The following is a 20,339-nucleotide window of genomic DNA, read 5'->3' as shown; positions in this document are numbered from 1 at the left end:
GCGGCGGTCAGCCGTCGCGTCCGGCGGCCTGTTCGTAGAGCGCCACCAGGACGCCGTGCACCGGCTCGCCGGGCGGGGCCTCGGCGGCCTCGGCGACCAGGGCCTGGAGGGTGGCGCCGAGGCGCGCGGCCTGGTCGGCGGTCAGCCGCAGGTGCCGCAGGACCAGTACCGGCTCCTGCGGGGCGTCGGCGCACTCCTCGGCCACCGCCTTGAGCAGGGCGGTGGTCGGCCCGGCGTCGCGTCCGGTGTCGCGTCCGGCGCCACGCTCCGTGACGGCGATCCGGCGGGTGGTGCGCTGGTAGAGGTGTTCGCTGCCGCCGCGCACCTTCCGGGTCTCCACGATGCGGACGACGCCGGCCTCCTGCAGCACCTTGAGGTGGTGCGCCACCGTGCCCTTGCGGCTGTCCAGCAGCGCCGCCAGTCGGCCGACCGTGGCGGGCTGCCCGCCGAGTGCCAGCAGCAGCCGTTGGCGCAGCGGGTGGGAGAGCGCCTTGTACTGCTGCGGGCTCTCGATGGTCAGCTCGTGGTCCTCGGGCTGGTGGTCCTCGGGTTGGTGGCCCTCCGGCTGGGGGTCGTGGGGCTCGTGCTCCTGGGGCCGGTCTTCCCGCTGCTGGTCGTCCATGCGTAAAGCGTCCAATTTTCTTGACGCTTTCGCAAGCCGCGTGCTCTACTCGTCGCGACCTGACCGAGCATCACCAGCGGGGGACAGCAGATGGCGCAGCTCCAGTCGGCCGAGATCACCGGGATCGTCACGGAGGTGAGCCGGCTCACGGCCGGGCTCTACGTCTTCCCCGAGATCGGCGAGCGGATCGCCCTGGGCCTCGACGACGCGCTGTCCAAGGGCCGCTACCACCAGTCCGGCGACCCCGAGACGCTCGGCCGGCTGGTCACCGAGGACCTCCAGTCCGTCAACGGCGACGGCCACCTGCGGCTGAAGTTCCACCCGCACGCGATCCCGACGGAGCAGGAGGACGGCGCCGTCCTCGCCGAACTGGCGCGGGCCGCCGACCTCTCGCTCGGCGGCGTACCCCGGATCGAGCGGCTGGAGGGCGGCGTCGCCCTGCTGAAGCTCGCGCCGATCCTCTTTCCGCTCGACATGACCGGCGACTCGCTGAACGCCGCGCTCGGCCTGGTCGCGCGGGCCGAGGCCCTGGTCCTGGACCTGCGCGAGTGCGTCGGCGGCGACCCGTACACGGTCGCCCACATCTGCGGCCACCTCTTCGACGGCCCGACCCACCTCAGCACGATCTACGACCGCGAGGAGGACGCCGAACGGCAGTTCTGGAGCCCCGCGCCGGCACCCGGCCCGCGCTTCGGCGGCAGCAAGCCGCTCTACGTGCTGATCAGCGGGGCCACCTTCTCGGGCGGCGAGGCGCTCGCGTACGACCTCCAGCAGCGCGGCCGCGCCGTGGTGGTCGGCGAGGCCTCCGGCGGCGGCGCCAACCCCCGCCGGGGCTTCACGCTCCACCCCCACCTGGAGGCCACCATCCCGACCGCCCGCTCGATCAACCCGGTGTCCGGCGGCAACTGGGAGGGCACCGGCGTCATCCCGGACACCGCCACCGACCCGGCCCGGGCCCACGAGACGGCCCACCGCGCCGCACTGGCCGACATCGCCCGGCTCGGCGGCGACACCCCGTCGGCCGAGGAGGCCCGGCAGGCCCTCCACGGCCAAGCGGACGACCACCCCACGCCGCCGGACGCCCGGCTCTGACCTCCGGCCCTGGCGTCCGGCGCTGCGCCGGTCCTGCGTCCCGGGAGTGGTTCAGTGTCCGGGGTTGGCCCCGCACGCGGCCGTGGTGAGGAAGGCCGTCACCGCGGACTTGGCGGCGCGCGGGTCGGAGCGGTCGTACGGGTTGTGGGAGAGCACCAGTTGGCGTCGGCCGTCCGCGGTGCCGGCGACCATCGTCGAGTAGCCGGGGAGGTCTCCGCTGTGACCCCAGAACACGCCGCAGGGAGTGTCGAACCGGGCCAGCCCCAGCCCGTATCCGCGTCCTGGGCCGGCGTCCGTCCTCCTGGTCATCTCGGCGAGTTCGGCGGGCCGCAGCAGCCGGCCGTCCAGCAGGGCGGCGATGAAGCGGTCGAGGTCGGCGGCGCTGGAGATGCCCTGCCCGGCGGCGCCCATGACGGACGGGTTGAGTTCGGTGACGTCCACCGGCCCGGTCGAGAGCTTCACATAGCCGTGCGCATGGGGGCCGGGCAGCCGGACGGAGCGGCCGGGCATGCCGGTGTCGCGCAGTCCCAACGGCTGGATGATCCTCCGGTCGACCTCCTGTTGCCAGGGGTGGCCGGTGACCTTCTCGACGAGCAGGCCGGCGAGCAGGTAGTTGGTGTTGGAGTAGTGCCAGCCCTGTCCCGGTGGGAAGTACGGAGCGTTGCGGTTGGCCAGTGCGAGCAGGTCGGCCGGCTGGTAGGTCTGCCAGCGCGGTCCCGCCAGCCAGTCGAGGTACTGGGACTCGTCCTGGGGATCCAGGCCGGGCGCATCGGTGTAGTTGTACAACCCGGAGGTGTGGTCGAGGAGTTGGCGGACGGTGATGGACGATCCGTTCGGGACCGCGCCGGGCAGGTGACGGTCGATCGGGTCGTCCAGGCCGATGCGCCGCTCGGCGGAGAGCTGGAGCAGGACGGTGGCGACGAAGGTCTTGGTGACGCTGCCGATCCTGAACCGGGCGTGCTCGGGTACCGGCGTGCCGGTGGCCAGGTCGGCCACGCCGGCCCGCCCGCGCCAGACGGTCCGCCCGTCCTGCCGGACCTCGCCGACGGCTGCCGAGGAACCGGTGTCGACGATGCCCTGGAGCGTGGTGCGCAGTGCGGTGGCCTCGGCGCTGCCAGTCGCCAACGTTCCCTGCTCGCCTGCCGGTTGGGCATCGACCGGCAGGCGGCCGGGGGGTGCGGCGAAGCTCGGGGTGGCACCGGCGCCGAGCAGGGCGGCGGCGGCCAGGAGCGCGGCCGCCGAGCGGAGGCCGCGCCTCAGGGTGCGCGGAGGTGTCGTCACGTCGGACATGGGCTGCTTCCCTCCCGGGGCAGGCGCGCATCGCCGCCCCCGTACCGAGCGTGCCGGAGGGGTTCCCGCCCGGGCATCCACCGGAGGTGCCGCGCCGTGTCCTCCCCGGGACTGGTCGGGCCAGTTGGGCGTCGCCCTGCGGGCTGAGCCGGTCCTACACCGCGGCCCGCCCCCGGAGCGGGACTAGAGTAGGACGGTGACCGCTCTGCCGGACAACCTGCCGATCAACGACGTTGAACGCGACCATGCCGTGGAGCGCCTGCAAGAGGCGTTCACCGAAGGGCACATCTCGCGCGAGGAGATGGACGACCGTCTCCACCAGGTGCTCACCGCGAAGACGCGTTCCGACCTCGCGCCGCCCCTGGCCTCGCTCCCCGAGCCGGACCAGGGAGCGGTCCCGACCATCGCCGCCGTCAGCGGGCGCCTGGTGCGCCGCGGCCCCTGGCGGGTTCCGCGCAGCTTTCAGGTGGCGTCGGCCTTCGGGCGGGTGCACTTGGACCTGTCGGAGGCGGTCATCGAACATCCGGTGATCGACATCGAGTTGGGGCTCGGTACCGGCAGTGCGAAGATCACCGTCCCGCGCGACGCCGTCGTCAACATCGACGGCCTCCAGGGAGGCTGGAAGGACGTGCGCTACACGCCTCCCCGCCGCTCATCCGTGGGCAACCCGACGATACGGATCACCGGGACCACCGGCTTCGGCCGTCTGAAGATCCGGCACGCCCGGCGCTGAGCGGCGGCGTCGGCGAGGTCGGTGCTCTCTCTGGCTGGACCGAGGGGCTGGTTGCCTGCGCTGCGGACAGCAAGCGCCGCAGGATGGTGAGCAACTCGCCTTCTCCGGCCGGTGGTTGCTGCGCCCGCCAGGCGATGTGGCCGTCCGGGCGGACGAGGGCGGCGCCGCCGGTGGTGGCGGGAAGGCCGGTGGCGCGGGCCCAGTCGGGGGGCGCCAGGGTGTGTACGGTGACCGGCAGTCCCGCCGCTGTCGCGGTGTCCGCCTGGTGCTGCCAGCCGGCGTCCTCCGTGGCCGTGGTGAACAGGGTGAAGCCCGGCCCGACCAGGTCGAGGGTGGATGTGGCTGCGGCCCCGGGCGGGCCGGGGAGGCGGAGGTGGGGGAGGCGGGTGCCGGGCGTGCCGTCGGGGTGTTCGCGGTCCGGATCCAGGGGTGGCCGTTCCGGGGCTGTCGGGTCCGCGAGGACCGCCGTCGAGCGGTAGGCGGCGGTGAGCAGCAGCTCGTCGTCGATCCGGTACCCGGCGCGGGCACGGGAGTTGGCGAGCGAGATGTCGATGACCTGCCGGGCCACCGGGCGGCGCTCGGCCTCGTAGGTGTCCAGCAGGGCCTCGCCGGCCGTCCCGGCGGTGACCGCCGCGAGTTTCCAGGCGAGGTTGTCCGCGTCGCCGATGCCGGTGTTCATGCCGTGCCCGCCGGTCGGCGGCACCATGTGGGCGGCGTCGCCCGCGAGCAGCACCCGGGCGCGGCGGTAGGCCCCGGCGAGGCGGGCGTCCATCCGCCAGGTCATCGTGTCCTGGACGGTGACGGCCAGACCGGGCAGTCCGGCGGCCTCCCGGACCAGCCGGGCGAGTGCCCGGTGGTCGCCCAACAGGGCGTCTATGCCCGGGAGTTCGGGGTCGTACGGGTACTGGTAGATCCACCGGCGGTCGTTGTCGACGGCCAGGAAGCCGCCGCGGCCCGGTTCGGTGAGGAAGTACGAGGCGCTGGCGCGGTCGGCCACCACCTCGCCGAGTGGTGCCTCGAAGCGGATGCTGAGGAAGTGGCCGAGGCCGGTCGGCCCCGCCATCTCGATGCCGACCGCCGTGCGGACGGTGCTCGACGCGCCGTCGCAGCCGACCAGCCAGTCGGCGCGCACGGTGTGGCGCTCGCCGGTGGTGCGGTCCTCCAGCAGGGCCTGGACGTGTCCGTCCCGCGGGGTGAGGGAGAGCAGACGGGTGGCGAACCGGACGCCGTCCGGGGCGAGTTGGCGGGCCCGTCGGAGCAGGACGGCCTCCAGGGCGTCCTGCGAGCAGATCAGCCCGGGGGCAGGGGTGCGCTCGGCGTCCTCCGGCGTGCCGGCCGCCACGCCGGTGCGGACGAAGTCCGGGTCGACCAGGCTGCGGCCCCGGTAGAAGAACACCTGCGAGGCCGGGAGCCCGGCCCGCCGGACCTCCTCCTCCAGTCCGCACCGCCGGAAGAGCTCCATCGAACGCGCCGACACCCCACGGGCCTTGGGATGGCGCGAGGTGTCCGGGTGCGCCTCGACCAGCAGGTGCGGCACGCCGTGGCCGGACAGCAGGACGGACAGGGTCAGGCCGACCGGTCCGCCGCCGACGATGAGCACGGGTGTGGCCCCGGGGTACCGCATGCCACCACTCCTCAGTAACGCCTACTGGGTCATTTTGACGTTACCATGGTCCGGACGGCACCCTCCCAGACCTCGCGAGGCGACCCCCCATGGCGCAGTCCCAGTCCCAGTCCCAGCCTCAACCCCAACCCCAGTCCCGGCTCCAGGACGGCGACGACGGCAACCCCCGCGGCCTCCATTTCCTCACCGACCTCGCGAACACCGTCCGCGAAGACCCCGACACGGGCGCCGCCGAACTCCAGGCCCTCCTGGACCGCCACGGCGGCCCGCCCCTCCGGCTCACCGACGCCGACGCCCGCGAACTGCGCCAGGCCACCGCCGAGGTGACCGCGGTCCTCGAAACCGACGACCCGGACCACGCCGCCGACCTGATCAACACCCTGCTCGACCGCCACCCGCCCCGCCCCCGCCTGGTCCGCCTCCCCGGCCGGCCCTGGTCCCTGCACACCCGCGCCCCCGCCGACGCCGGCCTCACCCACTGGCTGCTCTCCACCGCCGCCCTCGCCCTCGGCCTGTGGCTCAGCGAACGCGGGACCTGCGCCTGGGGCCGCTGCGCCGCCCCGGGCTGCGGACGCTTCTTCATCGACACCGGCCGCCGCACCCCACAGCGCTACTGCACCCCCCGCTGCGCCACCCGCGTCCGCGTCGCCGCCCACCGCGCCCAGAAGGGCTAGAGGACTGGTGCTGACCGCCGGGTCTACGCTGCCGCCGGAGGGCCCCTGGAGGGTGGCCCGCACAGAGCGAAAGTGAGGGCCGCCATGGCCGGGCGACACCGCCGCCCCCCGCAGCCGGAGCTGCCGCCGGACTCGGACGGCCGGCTCCGGGCCATCGCCGAGCAGCGGGCGGTCGTCGAGGACGGCATCGCCGTGTTCGACGGCTCGGGCGTCCCGTACCTGTACCGCACCGTGTACGAGCCGGACGGCACCGTGCGGCAGACCCTCGTCAGGATCGATACCGGGCCCCTGTGACCAGTCGGCCCGTCCGGGAGGCGTCAGCGGAACGGCCCGCCCGGACCCGCTCACCGTCGGCCCCGGTGGCTGTCCGGCGCCCAACTGGCGAACCTCGGGCCGAGGTTCGCGCACGTGGACGACCATCCGACCTCACCCCCATGGTGCGGGACGTACCCCTTGGGGCGTCCGTACCACCCCGGTGCCGCAGGGGTGGACCGCCGCCGCTCGTGGCCGACTCCGGCGTTGACGACGGTCGTTCGAATACGTCACGCTCGGTGGAACGCCGAGGGCGGGCGCCGGTCGTGCCGCGCTCCGTGCGCCGCCGCCGATGTCCTGCCGCCCCGCCACCCCGGCCTCCGGATGCCCACCGTGAACCCCGTGTGGAGGTACCGCCATGTCCAAGCGCCGTCTCGCCGTCCACGGAGCCGCCGTCGCCGCTCTGACCCTCGCCGCCGTGCTGCTCCCGGCCGTCGGCGCCCACGCCGCGCCGCCCGCCGACTCGTGCACCCAGAACTGGAGCATCAGCTCCGGCGAGGGCTACGCCAACGGCAAGTGGTGCAACTACAACTCCAAGGTCGTCGGCACGGTGCACGACACCAAGGCGGACGGCCGCTGTCCGTACGTGCGCGGCAGCCTCTCCAACGGCGGCCACGTCGACAGCGACTGGGCCGGCGGCAAGGGCAAGTCCCGCGCCATCACCCTCTACGCGCCCTCGGGCACCCACATCACCGGCCTCAGCATGCGCTACATCGGCTGCTGATCCGGACCGGGAGCGACTCCCCGGCCCCCTCCGAGATCGGAGGGGGCCGACGTGCCACCACCGGTGACGGGTCCAGCGGAGCACCTATACGGAGGCCGACTCCCGGAGGTCCTCAGTCGGGACCCGACCGTCCCGCACGGTGATTGCGCGATCCTCCCGACACGTCCGTCACTTGTGCCACCTGTCAGGACCAGCAGGAGCCCGCCAGAGCGGACTCTGGCGGGCTCCTGGGACCGATCGGAAATCGAGCGTGCGGCGACGGCGGCTTCGAGCACGTTCCCCGAGCCTGGGCGGACAATCCGTCGCGCCCGGAGTTCGGGCGCATGGTCAGCAGCTCAACGGCCGTGCGTTCGAAGGGGGTTCGTCTCAGTCGAAGGGGCTCGTCGTCTCGACCCCGTTCTCGTACCACTTCACGCGGTCCCGCACCTCCTTGGGCGACTCCCTGATCATTTTCAGCTCCCAGGCCGTCCAGTGCCTTGAGGGGTCTGCGAGGTCGCCGAACTTCTCGGCCCACTCCCGGGCGTTCGCCTTTCCGATCTCGTCGAGGTTGAAGAAGATCTCGGTCTTCTTCCCCGGAGTGAGTGCCTCGCGGACGGTCTCCATCCAGTTCGTGCCCCTGGGGAAGTCGTGGTACGACTTCGCCTTGATGGCATCCGACTTGGCGAATGCGTCCAGAATGAGCTTGCCGTCGTCGTCCACGGTGACACCGAGGGCGAGCCGCTTCGGGCAGTAGTTCTTCGCGTTGTGGACCAGGACCGGCAGGTCGCCGGCCTGCACGTAGTACGTGTGGAGGTCGTCGACGGTGAGGTTGTAGGCGGGCTGGAGGGTGTTCCAGTGCCGGACGTCCTCGACGCGCTGGGGCCGGCCGGCCGGGTCGCGCAGTTCGTCGCCGGGCTTGAGGGCGGCGGCGTCGGTCCACTGCTTCCGGTTCTCGGACCAGAAGGGGTGGTGGTCGGTGCTGGTCAGGGACTTCCCGGCACCCAGGGAGATGTCCGTGAAGTCGCGGTCGTCCGGGGTGTAGATGGTGTCCGTGACCCGGCGGGGGCCGGTCAGTCCGGTGGTGGGGTCGGTGGCGAGGACCTCGTCGCCGATCCGGACCGTCTCGATGGCGCGGGTGGAGCCGTCGGCCATCAGGACGCGGGTGCCGGCCGGGAAGCTGTTCAGCAGGCACTCGGTGGGGAGCCTGGTGACGAGCTTCTGGATGAACTCGACGGCCTTCTCGCCCCAGGAACCGAACTTCTTGGCCCACTGGGCGAGCTTGGCGACGGCGGCACCGTCGCCGATGAAGGGGATCGCGCCGATGCAGGAGGTGAGAGCCTCCGTGGTGCGGCCCTCGACGGCGTAGTAGGCGCAGTTGACGAGGTCGGCGATGTCGGCGAGGCCGGGGGCGATGACGCCGCCCGCGCCGCCGATGACGTCCAGGGTGAGGTGGACGCTCTCGGAGAAGAGGTGGTAGAGGTAGCTGACGTTGTCGCTGTCCTCCTTCGCCTTCTTGATCTCCTCCTCGATCCCGGCGATCGCGTCCTGCTTCTCCTTCTCGGCCTGGGCCTGCTTCTCGGCCTCCTTGCGCTCCGCCTCCAGCCTGGCGAGCCGGGCCTTCTCCTCGGCGTCCCGCTTCACCTCGTAGCTGGCGTGGGCCTCGTCGGCGGCGGTCTGGGCGGCCTGGGCGTCCTTGCCGGCCGCCTCGGCGGAGGCCCGGGCGGCGGACGCGAACGAGCTTGCTTCGGAAGCGGACCAGCGGGCCTGCCGGGCCGAACTCTCGGCCTGGTTGGCGGAGTAGACGGCCTTGGCGGCGTCGCGGTTGGCGGAGGCCTTGGCGGCGTTGGCGGTCTTCGCGGCCGCGGCGGCCTTGGTGGCGTCGGCCTGGGCGGCGTCGGCGGCGGCCTGGGCCTTGGCGACGTGCTCGGTGGCGGTGTTGGCCGATGCCTGCGCCGCGGCCTCGTAGCCCCTGGCCTCGTCAGCGACGCCGCGGGCGTAGGCGGCGGCGGCCTGGGCCGTGGCGGCGTTCTTCTGGGCGGTCGCGGAGACCGCGGTGGCCTCGGCGATCAGGCCCTTGACGTCGGCGACGTGGACGGCGGTGAGCCGGTCCTTCTGCTGAGCCGTGTACTGGCCCTTGGCGACGAAGGCGCGCAGGTCCTGCACGGGACCTTCGAGGGCGACCTTCGCCGCGGCCTTGAGCTCGGGCTCGGTGGCCGGGGCGTCCTCGAGCCGGGTGGCGGTGAGCCGGTCGTCGGCGGCCTGCGCGTCGGCCAGACCCTTGCCGAGGAAGTCCCGCAGCGCGGCGGGGGTGTTGACCCGCAGCGCGGCGTCGGCGGCCGCCTTGACGGCGGGACCGGCGTTGTCGCTGAGTCGGGTGATCGTCAGCCGGTTCTCCGGCGCCGCGGCCTCGTACTGGCCGCTGTTCAGGAACGCGCCGACCTGGGTCCGGTCGCCCTGGAGCACGGTGTAGGCGGCGTCGCGGACCGCGTTGTTCCCCGAGTCGGTGTAGACCTCGACGGCACGGTCGTGTGCGTCGCGCTCCTCGGCCTCGCGGCGCCCGCTCTTCAGGTAGGAGAGGACGGCCGTGTCCGGGCCGGTGAGGGCCGCTTCGGCCGCTACCTCTCCCCAGTCTCCGGAGATCTTGCGGGAGATCAGGGCGAGCTTGCGGCCGTCGGTGGCGACCTGCGCCGGGGTGGCTCCGGGCTGGTTGGCCAGCTGGGCGAGGCGGTCGGCCTCGGCCTTCGCCTGCTGGACCTGCTGGGCGGCCTGGTCGGTCTGCGCCTGCTTGTCCGTCTCGTCGGCCTTGGCCTTGCGGGCCTTCTCCACGGCGGCCGCGGTGCGGTTCGCCAGGTCCTCCGCCTCGGTACGGCGGGCCAGGTCCTGGACCGCGTTGGCCTGGTCGACCGCGCGCTGCGCGTCCACGGCGGCCGCTGAGGCGGCGTTCGCGTGGTTGGTCGACTCCTGCGCGGCGTTCGCGCTCTGGCCGGCGTGCTCGGCGGCGTACCGGGCGGCCTGCGCCGCCGCGGCGGCGTGCTCGCCCGCGGACTTCAGGAGCGCCGCGGCGGCCGCGGCCTGCGTCGAGGCCTCCCCGGCCAGCTGCTGGGAGGCGGCCGCGGCACGGCCGGCCTCGGCGGCCGAACGGCGCGTGGCCGCCGCGGCCTGCTTGGCCTTCGCCGACTGCCCGCCGGCACTGGCCGCGTAGGCACCGGCCTGCTCGGCGGAGCCCGCCGCGGAGTCGGCGTTGCCCTTCGCGCTCAGCGCGGCACCCGCCGCGTCCTTGCTGCTCTTGGCGGCGTCGTTCGCGTGACCGAGCGTCGTGTTCGCGTCCGCCGCCAGCTTCGCCGCGGCGTCGGCGACATCGGCCGCCACCCGCGCCTCGTGCGCCTTCGCCTGGTCACCGGCGGCCGCGGCCGCGGCCGTCTCGGCATCGGCCGCGGCCCGCTGGGCACCCGCCGCGGCGGCGGCCGCGTTCGACGCCGCGTAGGCGGCGGCCCGCGCACCCGCGTTGGCCGCACGAGCTGCCGCCATCGCCGTCCGCGCCGCCGCACCCGCGCGCTCAGCCGCCGTCGCGGCCTTGTTCGCCGCCTCCGTCGCCTTGGCCGCGTCATTGCCGGCCTTCTGCGTCTCCGACGCGGCCAGCGCAGCGGCCTCCATGGCCTTCTGCGCCTCGTAGACCGCCTTGTCCTTGGCCTCGATCGCCGCGGCCGTCTCCTGCGCCGCCTGCGCGCCCGCGTCCTTCGCCTGCTGCACCAGCTGCGCGATGCTCGCACGCTCCTGGTCACGGCTCTGCGCGATGTACTGGCCGACCGCCAGGAAGTCGCGCACGTCCTCGATCGACCCGTTCAGCGCCGCACGCGCCGCCGCCTGGGTGTTCGTGCCGCCCGCGCTGAGGATCTGCACCAGCTTGAGCCGGTCGTCGGAATCCTTTGCCGGGAACTGTCCCTCGGTCAGGAACCGCTGCAGATCATCACTGTTGTTGCTGCGCAGCGCCGCGTCACCGGCGGCCTGCAGGTTGCTGCCCGCGCCCATCGCGGGGTCGGTGAGCCGGGTGATCATCAGCCGCCGGTCGGCGTCGAGAGCCGCCTGCCAACCACCCTGCAGGAAGGCGCGCAACTCGTCGGGAGTTCCATCGATCGCCTTGTCCGCGGCCTCGCGGACCTTCGGCCCGCCCACACTGGAGATCTGTGTGGCGGCGAGCAGGTCGTCCAGGCGCTGGGTGCCGGCGAGGTCGTTGTCGACGAACCGCTTCACGTCCTGGTCGGAGCCCGCGAGCGCGGCCTCGGCGAGCTCGTGGACGCGAGGGCCGCCGTTGAGCCACGCGGTCAACGCGCGCTCACGGGGGGTCGGTTGGACCTGCCCGCCGGTCGGCTCGGCAGCGACGGCGCTCTGGATGCCGGATCCCACCAGACCGGCCGTCAGGGCGAGCGGCAGCAGGCTAAGGGAGAGCCTGCCCAGTAGCGGCGGCCTCCCCCTCCCTTGCCGTCGCGAGCGGGATATCGATTGGCGCACCGGAAAACCTCCACTGTCGACATCGGCCGAATCCCGGCCGCAGCGGAGCCTATGTCAAATGATGTCACGACAGAACGCTTACGAAGTCAAGGAGTTGAGAGTTGAGACACGTGCATTAAACCCCCTCAGTGGGCCCATATTTCAGCAAAGCGAGCGCATCGCCAGGAAGTGCCCAAGCTATTCGAAACTGTGACAGAGTGCCTGCTCGGGAGGGGTCTCCGGAAGAAAGATCTGGCGTGTCGTCAGCTTGATCTGGTTCGATGGGGCCGCATTCCGTCCTTGATCACGAAGGCGCCGAGTGGTTGATTCCGTGCATCCCCATCACCCATGACGCGCCATCACGACAGGTTGGTTCGCCTGCCATCAAGGGTGGTTCGCACCAATCCGTTGATCTGCCCGTCAGGGCAACACCAGATGAACGAAGAGGAATAGTCATGGCAAAGCGCATGTCCCGCTTGCTCGTTGGCGGTGCGGTCGCCGTGGCCGCCACGCTCGGCGCCACCGCACTGGCCTCCGCCGACGGCACTCCGGCGGACAACTCGGCCGCGCCGGTGGCGGTCGAGGACTTCAACTACCCCGGCCCGGCGCCGTACCCCAACGTCAAGCTGCTGCGCGGCGACGGCCACATCGTGCTGTCCGACTGCGCCGTCGACAGCCAGATCAGCGTGTTCAGCTTCGACCTGCCCAACGCCGGCGGCAACCAGATCTGCTTCCGCGCCACCAGCACCACCGGCTACCTCGCCCTGGAGGTGCCCAACGTGTTCCGCATCCGCACGGACGCCTACTCGCTCAACGCCAAGCTCACCAGCGTCGACGGCGCGCAGAGCGTCGACATCGCCAAGGGCACCGCCCTCCCCGTCGGGATCGGCAGCGGCTCCGGCAACGGCAAGCCGGCCGCCCTGCTCGAACTGCGCGTCACCGGCTGACGACCGCCCACCGGTACCGCACCGCTCCCCGCTCACCTTCCCGATGGAGCCCCAGGTGACCCACACCCCCCTCCGCACGGCCAGAAGGACCGGCCGCGCCACCGCAGGCCGGTGGCTGGCCGCCGCCGCCGTGACCGCCACGGCCCTCGCCGGCGCCACCACACTCGCCGCTGCCGACACCACCCCCGCCGACAACTCCGCCGCACCGCCCGCGGTCGAGGACTTCGCCTACCCGGGCGCTGCCGCGATCACCAAGGTGAAGCTGCTGCGCGGCGACGGCCACATCCTGCTCGGCGAATGCTCCAAGCCCAACCAGATCCAGGTCTGGACCATGGCCCCGGGCAACCCGGACAACCAGATCTGCTTCACCGTCTCCGGCACCACCGGGTCGCTCACCCTCGAGCTGCCCCAGGTCTTCGCCATCCAGACCTCCGGCGGCCGCGCCGTCCGGGCCGGCCTCACCGACGGCACCACCCAGCAGACCCTCGAGGTCCCCAAGGACGGCTTCAAGTCGGTCGGCAAGGGCAGCAACGGCAACGCGACCAGCCTCCTCGAGCTGACCGTCACCGGCTGACGGCCACCGCCCGCATCCACCTCCCACCTCTCACCTCCGGGAATCCCCCTATGCCTCGCAACTCCTCGACCCGCAACCTGCGGGCGGGTGTGCTGGTCGCGGCCGCCGCCGCCGGCACGCTGAGCACCGTCTCTCCGGCGGGCGCCGTGGTCGGCGACGCGGCCGCCAACGACACCTACACCGCCACCACCCGTCTGGTGGTCGGCGACAACCTGCGGGCCTGCACCGGCGCGCTGGTGGACCGCTACTGGGTGCTCACCGCGGCCTCCTGCTTCTCCGACGACCCGGCGCAGCCGCAGGCCCTGGCCGCCGGTGCGCCGAAGTGGAAGACGACCGTGACGGTCGGCGGCCAGTCGGCCGAGGTGGCCGAGCTGGTGCCGCGTCAGGACCGTGACCTCGTCATGGCCCGTCTCGCCACGCCCGTGGACGGCATAGCCCCGCTGCCGCTGGCGACCGCTGCCCCGACGGCCGGGCAGAGCCTGCGCGTTCCCGGTTTCGGCCGGACCAAGGACGAGTGGGTGCCGAACAAGCTCCACGCCGGCACGTTCACCCTCGACACCGTGAGCGCGACGGGCATCGGTACCACCGGCACCGGCGGCGCCGCGATCTGCAAGGGCGACACCGGCGCCCCCGCCATCCGCGAGGTCAACGGCAAGGCCGAGCTGGTCGCCGTGGCCTCCCGCTCGTGGCAGGGCGGCTGCCTGGGCACCCCGGCCACCGAGACCCGGACCGGCGCGTTCAGCTCCCGCGTCGACGACATCGGCGGCTGGGTGCAGGAGGTGCGGTTCCGTACGACGGAGGTGACGGCCGGCCTGCACGTGCAGGTCATCGGGTCGGACACCAAGCTGTGGGACACCGTGGCCGACTACAAGGCCGGCAGCTGGCTCGGCAAGTGGTCGCCCGTCCCGAGCGGTGCCCTCTCCGCCGTGGACTCGGTGGCGATCGGCGACACCGTGCACGTCTTCGTCGTCGGTTCGGACGGCAAGGTCTACACGCGTGACGGCAAGGTCGGTGGCTACTGGACCCCGTGGGCCGAGGTCCCGGGCGGTGCGGTCGGGGTCAAGGGCATCACCGCGTCCGCCCGCGGCAACACCGTCGGCCTGCAGATCATCGGCGTCGACGGCTCCCTGTACAGCACCCGGGGCGACTACACCGCCGGCCGGTGGGTCGGCTCCTGGGAGCTGGTCAGCGTCAACAACCTGAAGGCGATCACCAGCGCGACCACCGCCGACGGCGTCGGCCACGTCTTCGTCATCAACGAGGACGGCAAGGTCTACACCCGCGACAACCGGCCCGACGGCAGCTGGACCCCGTGGGCCGAGGTCCCGGGCGGTGCGGTCGACGTCAAGGGCATCACCGCCGCCGCCCGCGGCAACATCGTCGACCTGCAGATCATCGGCTCCGACGGCTCGCTCTTCAGCACCAACGGCAACTTCGACCTCGGCCGCTGGGACCCCGTCTGGACCAAGATCAGCGACAACCACCTGAAGGCGATCACCAGCAGCGCCGAGGGCAACGTCATCCACGTCGTCGCCATCAACGAGGACGACAAGGTCTACAACCGCGACGCCGACTACAACGCCGGCAGGTGGACCCCGTGGGGCGAGGTCCCCGGCGGCGCCACCGGCGTCAGGGCGATCACGGCCGCCACCACCGGCTGACCCCGACCCGCACCGCACCGCGTCCCGCCGGACCGACCGCCGTCCGGTCGCCGGTCCGGCGGGACGCCACCTTCTCGCAACTCCTCAGGGGGGAATTCCTGATGTCCCGTAAGTCCCAGTTCCGTTCCCGTCGGGCGGGTGTGCTGGTCGCGGCCGCCGCCGCCGGCACGCTGAGCGCCGTCTCTCCGGCCGGTGCCGTGGTCGGCCCCGAGGCTGCCGACAACACCTACACCGCCACCGCCCGTCTGACGATCGGCGACAACCTGCGCGCCTGCACCGGCGCGTTGGTCGACCGCAGCTGGGTGCTCACCGCCGCCTCCTGCTTCTCCGACGACCCGGCGCAGCCGCAGGCCCTGGCGGCCGGCAAGCCGAAGTGGAAGACCACCGTCACGCTCGGCGCCAAGTCGGCCGAGGTGGCCGAGCTGGTGCCGCGCGCCGACCGCGACCTCGTCATGGCCCGTCTCGCCACGCCCGTGGACGGCGTCGCCCCGCTCGCGGTCGCCACCGCCGCCCCGACCGCCGGGCAGAGCCTGCGCGTAGCCGGTTTCGGCCGGACCAAGGACGAGTGGGTGCCGAACAAGCTCCACACCGGCGCGTTCACCGTCGACACCGTGAGCGCGACCGCGATCGGCATCACCGGCACCGGCGGCGCCTCGATCTGCAAGGGTGACACCGGTGCCCCGGCGATCCGCGAGGTCAACGGCAAGGCCGAGCTGGTGGCCGTGGCCTCCCGCTCCTGGCAGGGCGGCTGCCTGGGCACCCCGGCCACCGAGACCCGTACCGGCGCGTTCAGCTCCCGGGTCGACGACCTCGCCGGCTGGGTGAACCAGGTGCGGGTCTCCCGTCCGGCCAGCCGGCTGTTCGCGATCGGCGGCGACAGCCAGATCTGGGCCAACGAGGGCGCGTACACCACGAACGTGTGGGGCACCTTCGAGGCCGTGCCGAACAGCGGCGGCGTCCGGCAGGTCAGCGCCGTCACGATGGGCGACAAGGTGCGCCTGTTCGGCATCGGCAGCGACCAGCGGATCCGGACCACCACCAGGGACGCCTCCGGCGCCTGGTCGCCGTTCGAGGTCGTGCCGGGCAACAGCGGCATCCGGCAGGTGACCGCCGTCGCCATGGGCGACAAGGTGCGCCTGTTCGCCATCGGCGGCGACGAGCGCATCTACGGTGCGGACGGCGACTACGCGGCCGGCACCTGGAGCGCGTTCTCGCCGCTGCCCAGCAGCGCCATCAAGCAGGTGACCGCCACCGTCGTCGGCAACACCGTGCGCCTGTTCGCGATCGGTGGCGACGGCCGGATCTGGACCAGCACCGGCGACTACACCGCCGGCACGTGGAGCACCTTCGAGGCGATCCCCAGCAGCGGCATCCAGCACATCGCCGCCACCACCATCGGCAACACCGTGCGGGTGTTCGCGGTCGGTGCCGACAGCCAGATCTGGACCACCGACAGCACCGGCAACGGCCCCTGGACCACCTTCGAGAAGGTGCCCGACGTCCTCGGTGTCAAGCAGGTCGCCGCCACCACCATCGGCGACACCATTCGCCTGTTCGCGATCGGCACCGACGCCAAGATCTGGACCGCCGACAAGAAGGCCGACGGCAGCTGGACCACCTTCTACGAGGTCGCCAGCAGCGCCATCCAGGGCATCGCCGCCACCACCGGCTGACCCGGGGCCCGTACCCGTGCCCCGCGGGGGCCGTCGGCGCGAGACCGACCGCCCCCGCGGGCTCCCACCCACCGACCCGAAGGGGAGTCCCCATGTCCCGCAAGTCCCAGCTCCGCCCGCGGCGGGCGGGTGTGCTGGCAGCCGTCGCGGCCGCTGCCGCCGGCGCGCTGACGACCTTCGCCCCGGCCGGCGCCGTCTCCGGCGGCGCCGCGGCCGACACCACCTCCGCCACCACCGCGCGGATCGTCATCGGCGACAGCCTGCGCGGCTGCACCGGCGCGCTGATCGACCAGTACTGGGTGCTCACGGCCGCCTCCTGCTTCGCCGACGACCCGGCGCAGCCGCAGGCGCTGGCGGCCGGCAAGCCGAAGTGGAACACCACCGCCACCGTCGGTGCCAAGTCGGCCCAGGTGGTCGAGCTGGTGCCGCGCGCCGACCGCGACCTGGTGATGGCCCGTCTGGCCGTGCCGGTCGACGGTGTGACGCCGCTGGAGGTGGGCACCTCGGCGCCGACGGCCGGGCAGTCGCTGCGTGTTCCCGGTTTCGGCCGGACCAAGGACGAGTGGGTGCCGTCCAAGCCGCACACCGGCGCGTTCTCGCTCGACACGGTGAGCGCGACGGGCGTCGGCATCACGGGGACGGGCGGTGCGGCGGTCTGCAAGGGGGACACCGGTGCCCCCGCGATTCGTGAGGTCAACGGCAGGGCCGAGCTGGTGGCCGTCGCCTCCCGTTCCTGGCAGGGCGGCTGCCTGGGCACCCCGGCTACCGAGACCCGCACCGGCGCGTACGCCACCCGCGTCGACGACCTCGACATGTGGATCACCAAGGTGCGGCACTCCACCCCCTCGGGGTCGGTGGTGAAGGCCTCGCCGTTCACGGTGGTCGACCCCGTCACCGGGCACCTGCTGACCTTCCTCCAGGACAGCAAGACCCACCTGTGGTCGGTCGACCCGCAGAACGAGGGCTGGACCGACCTGGGCGGCTTCGCGGCCGCCCGCCCCACCGCGATCGCCAACCCGGCCGACAACCACGTGATCGTGTACGTCAACGGGCCGGACAACAAGCTCTGGTCCTACGACCGCACCACCGGCAAGTGGACCGAGTTCGTTCCCACCCCCGCCGGGACGGTGCTGGCCCCCGACGCCGTGCCGCGCACGGTCGTCGACCCGGCCACCGGCCACCTGGTCACCTTCGTCCGCGACACCGCCCACCACCTGTGGTCCGTCGACCCGCAGGGCGAGGGCTGGTACGACTTCGGCGGGCTGGCCGCCACCGACCCGGTGCCGGTGATCAACCCGAACGACGGCCACATCGTGGTGTACGTCAACGGGCCGAACAACCGGCTGAACTCCATCGACCGCCGGGGCGCCGGCCGGGTCGAGTTCATCCCGCCGGCCCTGGCCCCCGACGCGGTCCCCTCGACCGTGGTCGACCCGGCCACCGGGCACTTCACCACCTTCGTCCGCGACGCCGCCAACCACCTGTGGTCCGTCGACCCGTACGGCCCGGGCTGGCGGGACTGGGGCGTGATGGCCGCCACCGACCCGGTCGCGATCGCCGACAAGGCAGGCAACCGGACCGTGGTGTACGTCAACGGGCCGAACAACCGGCTGAACGCGCTCGACTTCGCCACCGGGAAGTGGACCGATCTCGGCCTCACCCCGTCGGGTACCGCGATGGCCGCCGACGCCGTCCCGCAGACCGTCGTCGACCCGGCCACCAAGCACCTGATCACCTACCTGCGGGACGTCAACAACACCCTCTGGTCCGTCGACCCGCAGGGCCAGGGCGGCCCGCTCTGGATCCGCTTCCACGGCGGCCCCTCCGCACCCTGACCCGCGGCAGGCCCGCTGCGGCCACCGGTCGAACGCGCCACCGGCACCCCGCGCACCCGCGGGGTGCCGTCCTCCCCGAACGATCCGCGAACGCTCCCTGGAGATCCCTCATGCCCCGCAAGTCCCAGGTCCGCTCCCGGCGGGCCGGCGTACTCGCCGCTGCCGCTGCCGCCGGCACGCTGTGCAGCATCGTCCCGGCCGGCGCCGTGGTCGGCGACGCGCCCGCCGACGGCTCCTACGCCTACACCGTCCGCCTGGCGATCGGCGACAACGTGCGCGTCTGCACCGGCGCGCTGGTGGACCGCTACTGGGTGGCCACGGCCGCCTCGTGCTTCTCCGACGACCCGGCGCAGCCGCAGGCACTGGCCGCCGGTGCGCCGAAGTGGAAGACCACCGCCACCGTCGGGCGCACCGACCTGGCCACGGGCGCCGGTGTCGTGACGGACGTGGTGGAGCTGGCGCCGCGTCAGGACCGCGACCTGGTCCTGGCCCGCCTGGCCGTCCCCGTCACCGGCGTCGCCCCGCTCGCGGTCGCCACCACCGCCCCGACCGCCGGCCAGACCCTGCGGGTGCCCGGGTACGGGCGCACCAAGACCGAGTGGCTCCCGAACCGGCTCCACTCCGGCGCGTTCAGCCTCGACACGGTGAGCGCGACGGGCGTCGGCATCACGGGGACGGGCGGCGCGGCGGTCTGCAAGGGCGACACCGGTGCCCCCGCCGTCCGCGAGGTCAACGGCAAGGCCGAGCTGGTCGCCGTCGCCTCCCGCTCGTGGCAGGGCGGCTGCCTGGGCGTGCCCGCCGGCGAGACCCGTACCGGCGCGTACAGCACCCGGGTCGACGACCTCGGCGCGTGGATCAACCAGGTCCGCGACGGCTGGTGGGACACCGTCACCGCCAACCCGGCCGCCCGCAGCTCGGTCTACGACCCGGTCCGGAAGACCACCACGGTCTTCGCCGTCGACAGCGACCGCCACGTGGTGTCCTCCTCCAGCGCGGACGGCACGACCTGGAGCGACTGGACGCGGGTCGGCGGCGACTGGCAGTTCGCGAGCGTCCCCACGGCCGTGTTCAACCCCGCCACCGGTGCCATCGAGCTGTTCGCCATCGGCACCGACGGCGTGCTCAGCCAGACCTACTGGCTGCCGGACGGCAAGGGCTGGATCGAGTGGTACTACCAGCCCACCGACAAGAGGTTCACCGGCAGCCCCACCGCCGTCTACAACCCGGCGACGAAGACCGCGGAGGTCTTCGCCACCCAGACCAACGGGGCCGTCGCGCACTCCTACTACACCGTCGGAATGACGGGGTGGAGCGGCTGGTACGACATCAAGGCCAACAAGGAGTTCACGGGCAGCCCGAGCGCCCTGTACAACCCCGCCACCGGTGCCATCGAGCTGTTCGCGGTCAACACCGACGGCGTGCTGAAGCAGAGCTACTGGCTGCCGGGCCAGGACTGGAACCCCTGGTACGCCCAGGACGACAACGTGAGGTTCACCGGCAGCCCCACCGCCGTCTACAACCCGGTCACCAAGGTCGCGGAGGTCTTCGCCACCCGGACCAGCGGTGTCGTCGCGCACTCCTACTACACCCCGAGCATGACGAAGTGGAGCGGCTGGTCCGAGGTCCGCAGCCGTCAGTTCGCGGGCTCGCCGACCGCCGTCTTCGACCCCGCCACCGGCGGCTTCGCGCTGTTCGCGGTCGACGGCAACGGTGTCCTCGCCCGCGCCGAGTGGCAGCCCGACGGCAAGCCGTGGAGCGAGTGGACCAACGTCGGGGACTGGCGGTTCACCACCGGCCGCTTCCCGACCGCGACGTTCAACGCGGCGGCCGGCACCCTGGACCTCTTCGCCACCGGCCAGAACGGCGTCTTCAACCACGCCTCGTACCAGCCGGGGAAGAGCGGGTGGAGCGGCTGGAGCACGCTCCCCGGCAAGACCATGGTCACCGGCTGACGAAGCGTCCACGGGCCGTTCACGGACCGGGCCCGGGCGCGGCCCCCCCCCGCCGGGGGGGGGGGCCCCCGCCCGGCCCCCCGCCCCCGGGGATGCGCCCCGGGGGCCGGGTGGCGACCCCCCACCCTAGGGGGCCCGGACCGCGCCTTACAAGGGCCC

The 20,339-nt window shown here is 73.0% G+C and carries 15 protein-coding genes; 11 read left to right on the top strand and 4 right to left on the bottom strand.

Annotated elements, in window-relative coordinates; all coding sequences use genetic code 11:
• Positions 1 to 7 precede the first annotated feature (7 nt).
• Positions 8 to 622 carry an ArsR/SmtB family transcription factor gene (locus ACFY4B_RS29220; RefSeq protein ID WP_387972857.1) on the bottom strand — a complete coding sequence of 205 codons (615 nt, stop codon included), beginning with the start codon at positions 620 to 622 and terminating at the stop codon, positions 8 to 10.
• A 90-nt stretch (positions 623 to 712) separates the two neighbouring features.
• Between ACFY4B_RS29220 and ACFY4B_RS29215 the strand changes: the two genes are divergently transcribed.
• Positions 713 to 1,714 carry a S41 family peptidase gene (locus ACFY4B_RS29215; protein WP_387972854.1) on the top strand — a complete coding sequence of 334 codons (1,002 nt, stop codon included), beginning with the start codon at positions 713 to 715 and terminating at the stop codon, positions 1,712 to 1,714.
• 51 nt (positions 1,715 to 1,765) lie between these two features.
• Here ACFY4B_RS29215 and ACFY4B_RS29210 read toward each other — a convergent pair whose 3' ends face one another.
• Positions 1,766 to 3,004, bottom strand: coding sequence for a serine hydrolase domain-containing protein (locus ACFY4B_RS29210; protein WP_387972851.1), 1,239 nt, complete (start codon positions 3,002 to 3,004; stop codon positions 1,766 to 1,768).
• A gap of 196 nt (positions 3,005 to 3,200) precedes the next feature.
• On the opposite strand from ACFY4B_RS29210, the gene ACFY4B_RS29205 reads away from it, so the two are divergent.
• Positions 3,201 to 3,737: a DUF1707 domain-containing protein gene (locus tag ACFY4B_RS29205; protein ID WP_387972848.1), complete on the top strand. Its 537-nt coding sequence runs from the start codon at positions 3,201 to 3,203 to the stop codon at positions 3,735 to 3,737.
• On the opposite strand, the gene ACFY4B_RS29200 is transcribed toward ACFY4B_RS29205, so the two are convergent.
• A complete protein-coding gene (locus ACFY4B_RS29200) occupies positions 3,685 to 5,361 on the bottom strand; it encodes an FAD-dependent monooxygenase (RefSeq protein WP_387972845.1) in 1,677 nt (558 codons plus the stop codon). The two genes, ACFY4B_RS29205 and ACFY4B_RS29200, sit on opposite strands and share 53 nt — an antisense overlap.
• A gap of 89 nt (positions 5,362 to 5,450) precedes the next feature.
• Here ACFY4B_RS29200 and ACFY4B_RS29195 point away from each other — a divergent pair, with 89 nt between their 5' ends.
• The 3 genes from ACFY4B_RS29195 to ACFY4B_RS29185 all read left to right on the top strand — a co-directional run bounded on the left by ACFY4B_RS29195 (position 5,451) and on the right by ACFY4B_RS29185 (position 7,071).
• Entirely contained in the window at positions 5,451 to 6,035 is a 585-nt protein-coding gene (locus ACFY4B_RS29195) for a CGNR zinc finger domain-containing protein (RefSeq protein WP_387972842.1), read from the top strand.
• 84 nt (positions 6,036 to 6,119) lie between these two features.
• Positions 6,120 to 6,329 (top strand): hypothetical protein, encoded by a 210-nt coding sequence (locus ACFY4B_RS29190; RefSeq protein ID WP_117486873.1) that lies wholly within the window; start codon positions 6,120 to 6,122, stop codon positions 6,327 to 6,329.
• A gap of 376 nt (positions 6,330 to 6,705) precedes the next feature.
• On the top strand, positions 6,706 to 7,071 hold the full coding sequence (locus tag ACFY4B_RS29185; protein WP_074005273.1) for a hypothetical protein: 366 nt from the start codon (positions 6,706 to 6,708) through the stop codon (positions 7,069 to 7,071).
• Between the two features lie 366 nt (positions 7,072 to 7,437).
• Here ACFY4B_RS29185 and ACFY4B_RS29180 read toward each other — a convergent pair whose 3' ends face one another.
• Positions 7,438 to 11,376 (bottom strand): polymorphic toxin-type HINT domain-containing protein, encoded by a 3,939-nt coding sequence (locus tag ACFY4B_RS29180; RefSeq protein ID WP_387972839.1) that lies wholly within the window; start codon positions 11,374 to 11,376, stop codon positions 7,438 to 7,440.
• Positions 11,377 to 11,993: 617 nt separating this feature from the next.
• Between ACFY4B_RS29180 and ACFY4B_RS29175 the strand changes: the two genes are divergently transcribed.
• From ACFY4B_RS29175 to ACFY4B_RS29150, 6 genes are all read left to right on the top strand, one after another.
• A complete protein-coding gene (locus ACFY4B_RS29175) occupies positions 11,994 to 12,485 on the top strand; it encodes a hypothetical protein (protein WP_375877572.1) in 492 nt (163 codons plus the stop codon).
• 55 nt (positions 12,486 to 12,540) lie between these two features.
• Complete coding sequence (locus ACFY4B_RS29170) at positions 12,541 to 13,059, top strand: hypothetical protein (protein WP_387972836.1); 519 nt, start codon at positions 12,541 to 12,543, stop codon at positions 13,057 to 13,059.
• 50 nt (positions 13,060 to 13,109) lie between these two features.
• A complete protein-coding gene (locus ACFY4B_RS29165) occupies positions 13,110 to 14,720 on the top strand; it encodes a trypsin-like serine protease (RefSeq protein WP_387972833.1) in 1,611 nt (536 codons plus the stop codon).
• A 101-nt stretch (positions 14,721 to 14,821) separates the two neighbouring features.
• Complete coding sequence (locus ACFY4B_RS29160; RefSeq protein ID WP_387972831.1) at positions 14,822 to 16,393, top strand: trypsin-like serine protease; 1,572 nt, start codon at positions 14,822 to 14,824, stop codon at positions 16,391 to 16,393.
• A 92-nt stretch (positions 16,394 to 16,485) separates the two neighbouring features.
• Entirely contained in the window at positions 16,486 to 18,228 is a 1,743-nt protein-coding gene (locus ACFY4B_RS29155) for a trypsin-like serine protease (protein WP_387972828.1), read from the top strand.
• A 110-nt stretch (positions 18,229 to 18,338) separates the two neighbouring features.
• A complete protein-coding gene (locus tag ACFY4B_RS29150) occupies positions 18,339 to 20,180 on the top strand; it encodes a trypsin-like serine protease (RefSeq protein ID WP_387972826.1) in 1,842 nt (613 codons plus the stop codon).
• Positions 20,181 to 20,339: the final 159 nt, after the last annotated feature.

Origin of the sequence: Kitasatospora sp. NPDC001261, assembly GCF_042896795.1 — a bacterium.
Taxonomy (GTDB): domain Bacteria; phylum Actinomycetota; class Actinomycetes; order Streptomycetales; family Streptomycetaceae; genus Kitasatospora.
The sequence above is the reverse complement of the archived record's forward strand: the minus strand, read 5'-3'. Positions and strand labels throughout refer to the sequence as shown.

Excerpts from the sequence above, each read along its gene's own strand:
- ACFY4B_RS29165 (WP_387972833.1), top strand. The coding sequence starts at position 13,110 with ATGCCTCGCAACTCCTCGACCCGCAACCTGCGGGCGGGTGTGCTGGTC.
- ACFY4B_RS29160 (WP_387972831.1), top strand. The coding sequence starts at position 14,822 with ATGTCCCGTAAGTCCCAGTTCCGTTCCCGTCGGGCGGGTGTGCTGGTC.
- ACFY4B_RS29150 (WP_387972826.1), top strand. The coding sequence starts at position 18,339 with ATGCCCCGCAAGTCCCAGGTCCGCTCCCGGCGGGCCGGCGTACTCGCC.
- ACFY4B_RS29210 (WP_387972851.1), bottom strand. The coding sequence starts at position 3,004 with ATGTCCGACGTGACGACACCTCCGCGCACCCTGAGGCGCGGCCTCCGC.
- ACFY4B_RS29200 (WP_387972845.1), bottom strand. The coding sequence starts at position 5,361 with ATGCGGTACCCCGGGGCCACACCCGTGCTCATCGTCGGCGGCGGACCG.
- ACFY4B_RS29195 (WP_387972842.1), top strand. The coding sequence starts at position 5,451 with ATGGCGCAGTCCCAGTCCCAGTCCCAGCCTCAACCCCAACCCCAGTCC.
- ACFY4B_RS29155 (WP_387972828.1), top strand. The coding sequence starts at position 16,486 with ATGTCCCGCAAGTCCCAGCTCCGCCCGCGGCGGGCGGGTGTGCTGGCA.
- ACFY4B_RS29215 (WP_387972854.1), top strand. The coding sequence starts at position 713 with ATGGCGCAGCTCCAGTCGGCCGAGATCACCGGGATCGTCACGGAGGTG.
- ACFY4B_RS29190 (WP_117486873.1), top strand. The coding sequence starts at position 6,120 with ATGGCCGGGCGACACCGCCGCCCCCCGCAGCCGGAGCTGCCGCCGGAC.
- ACFY4B_RS29185 (WP_074005273.1), top strand. The coding sequence starts at position 6,706 with ATGTCCAAGCGCCGTCTCGCCGTCCACGGAGCCGCCGTCGCCGCTCTG.
- ACFY4B_RS29175 (WP_375877572.1), top strand. The coding sequence starts at position 11,994 with ATGGCAAAGCGCATGTCCCGCTTGCTCGTTGGCGGTGCGGTCGCCGTG.
- ACFY4B_RS29220 (WP_387972857.1), bottom strand. The coding sequence starts at position 622 with ATGGACGACCAGCAGCGGGAAGACCGGCCCCAGGAGCACGAGCCCCAC.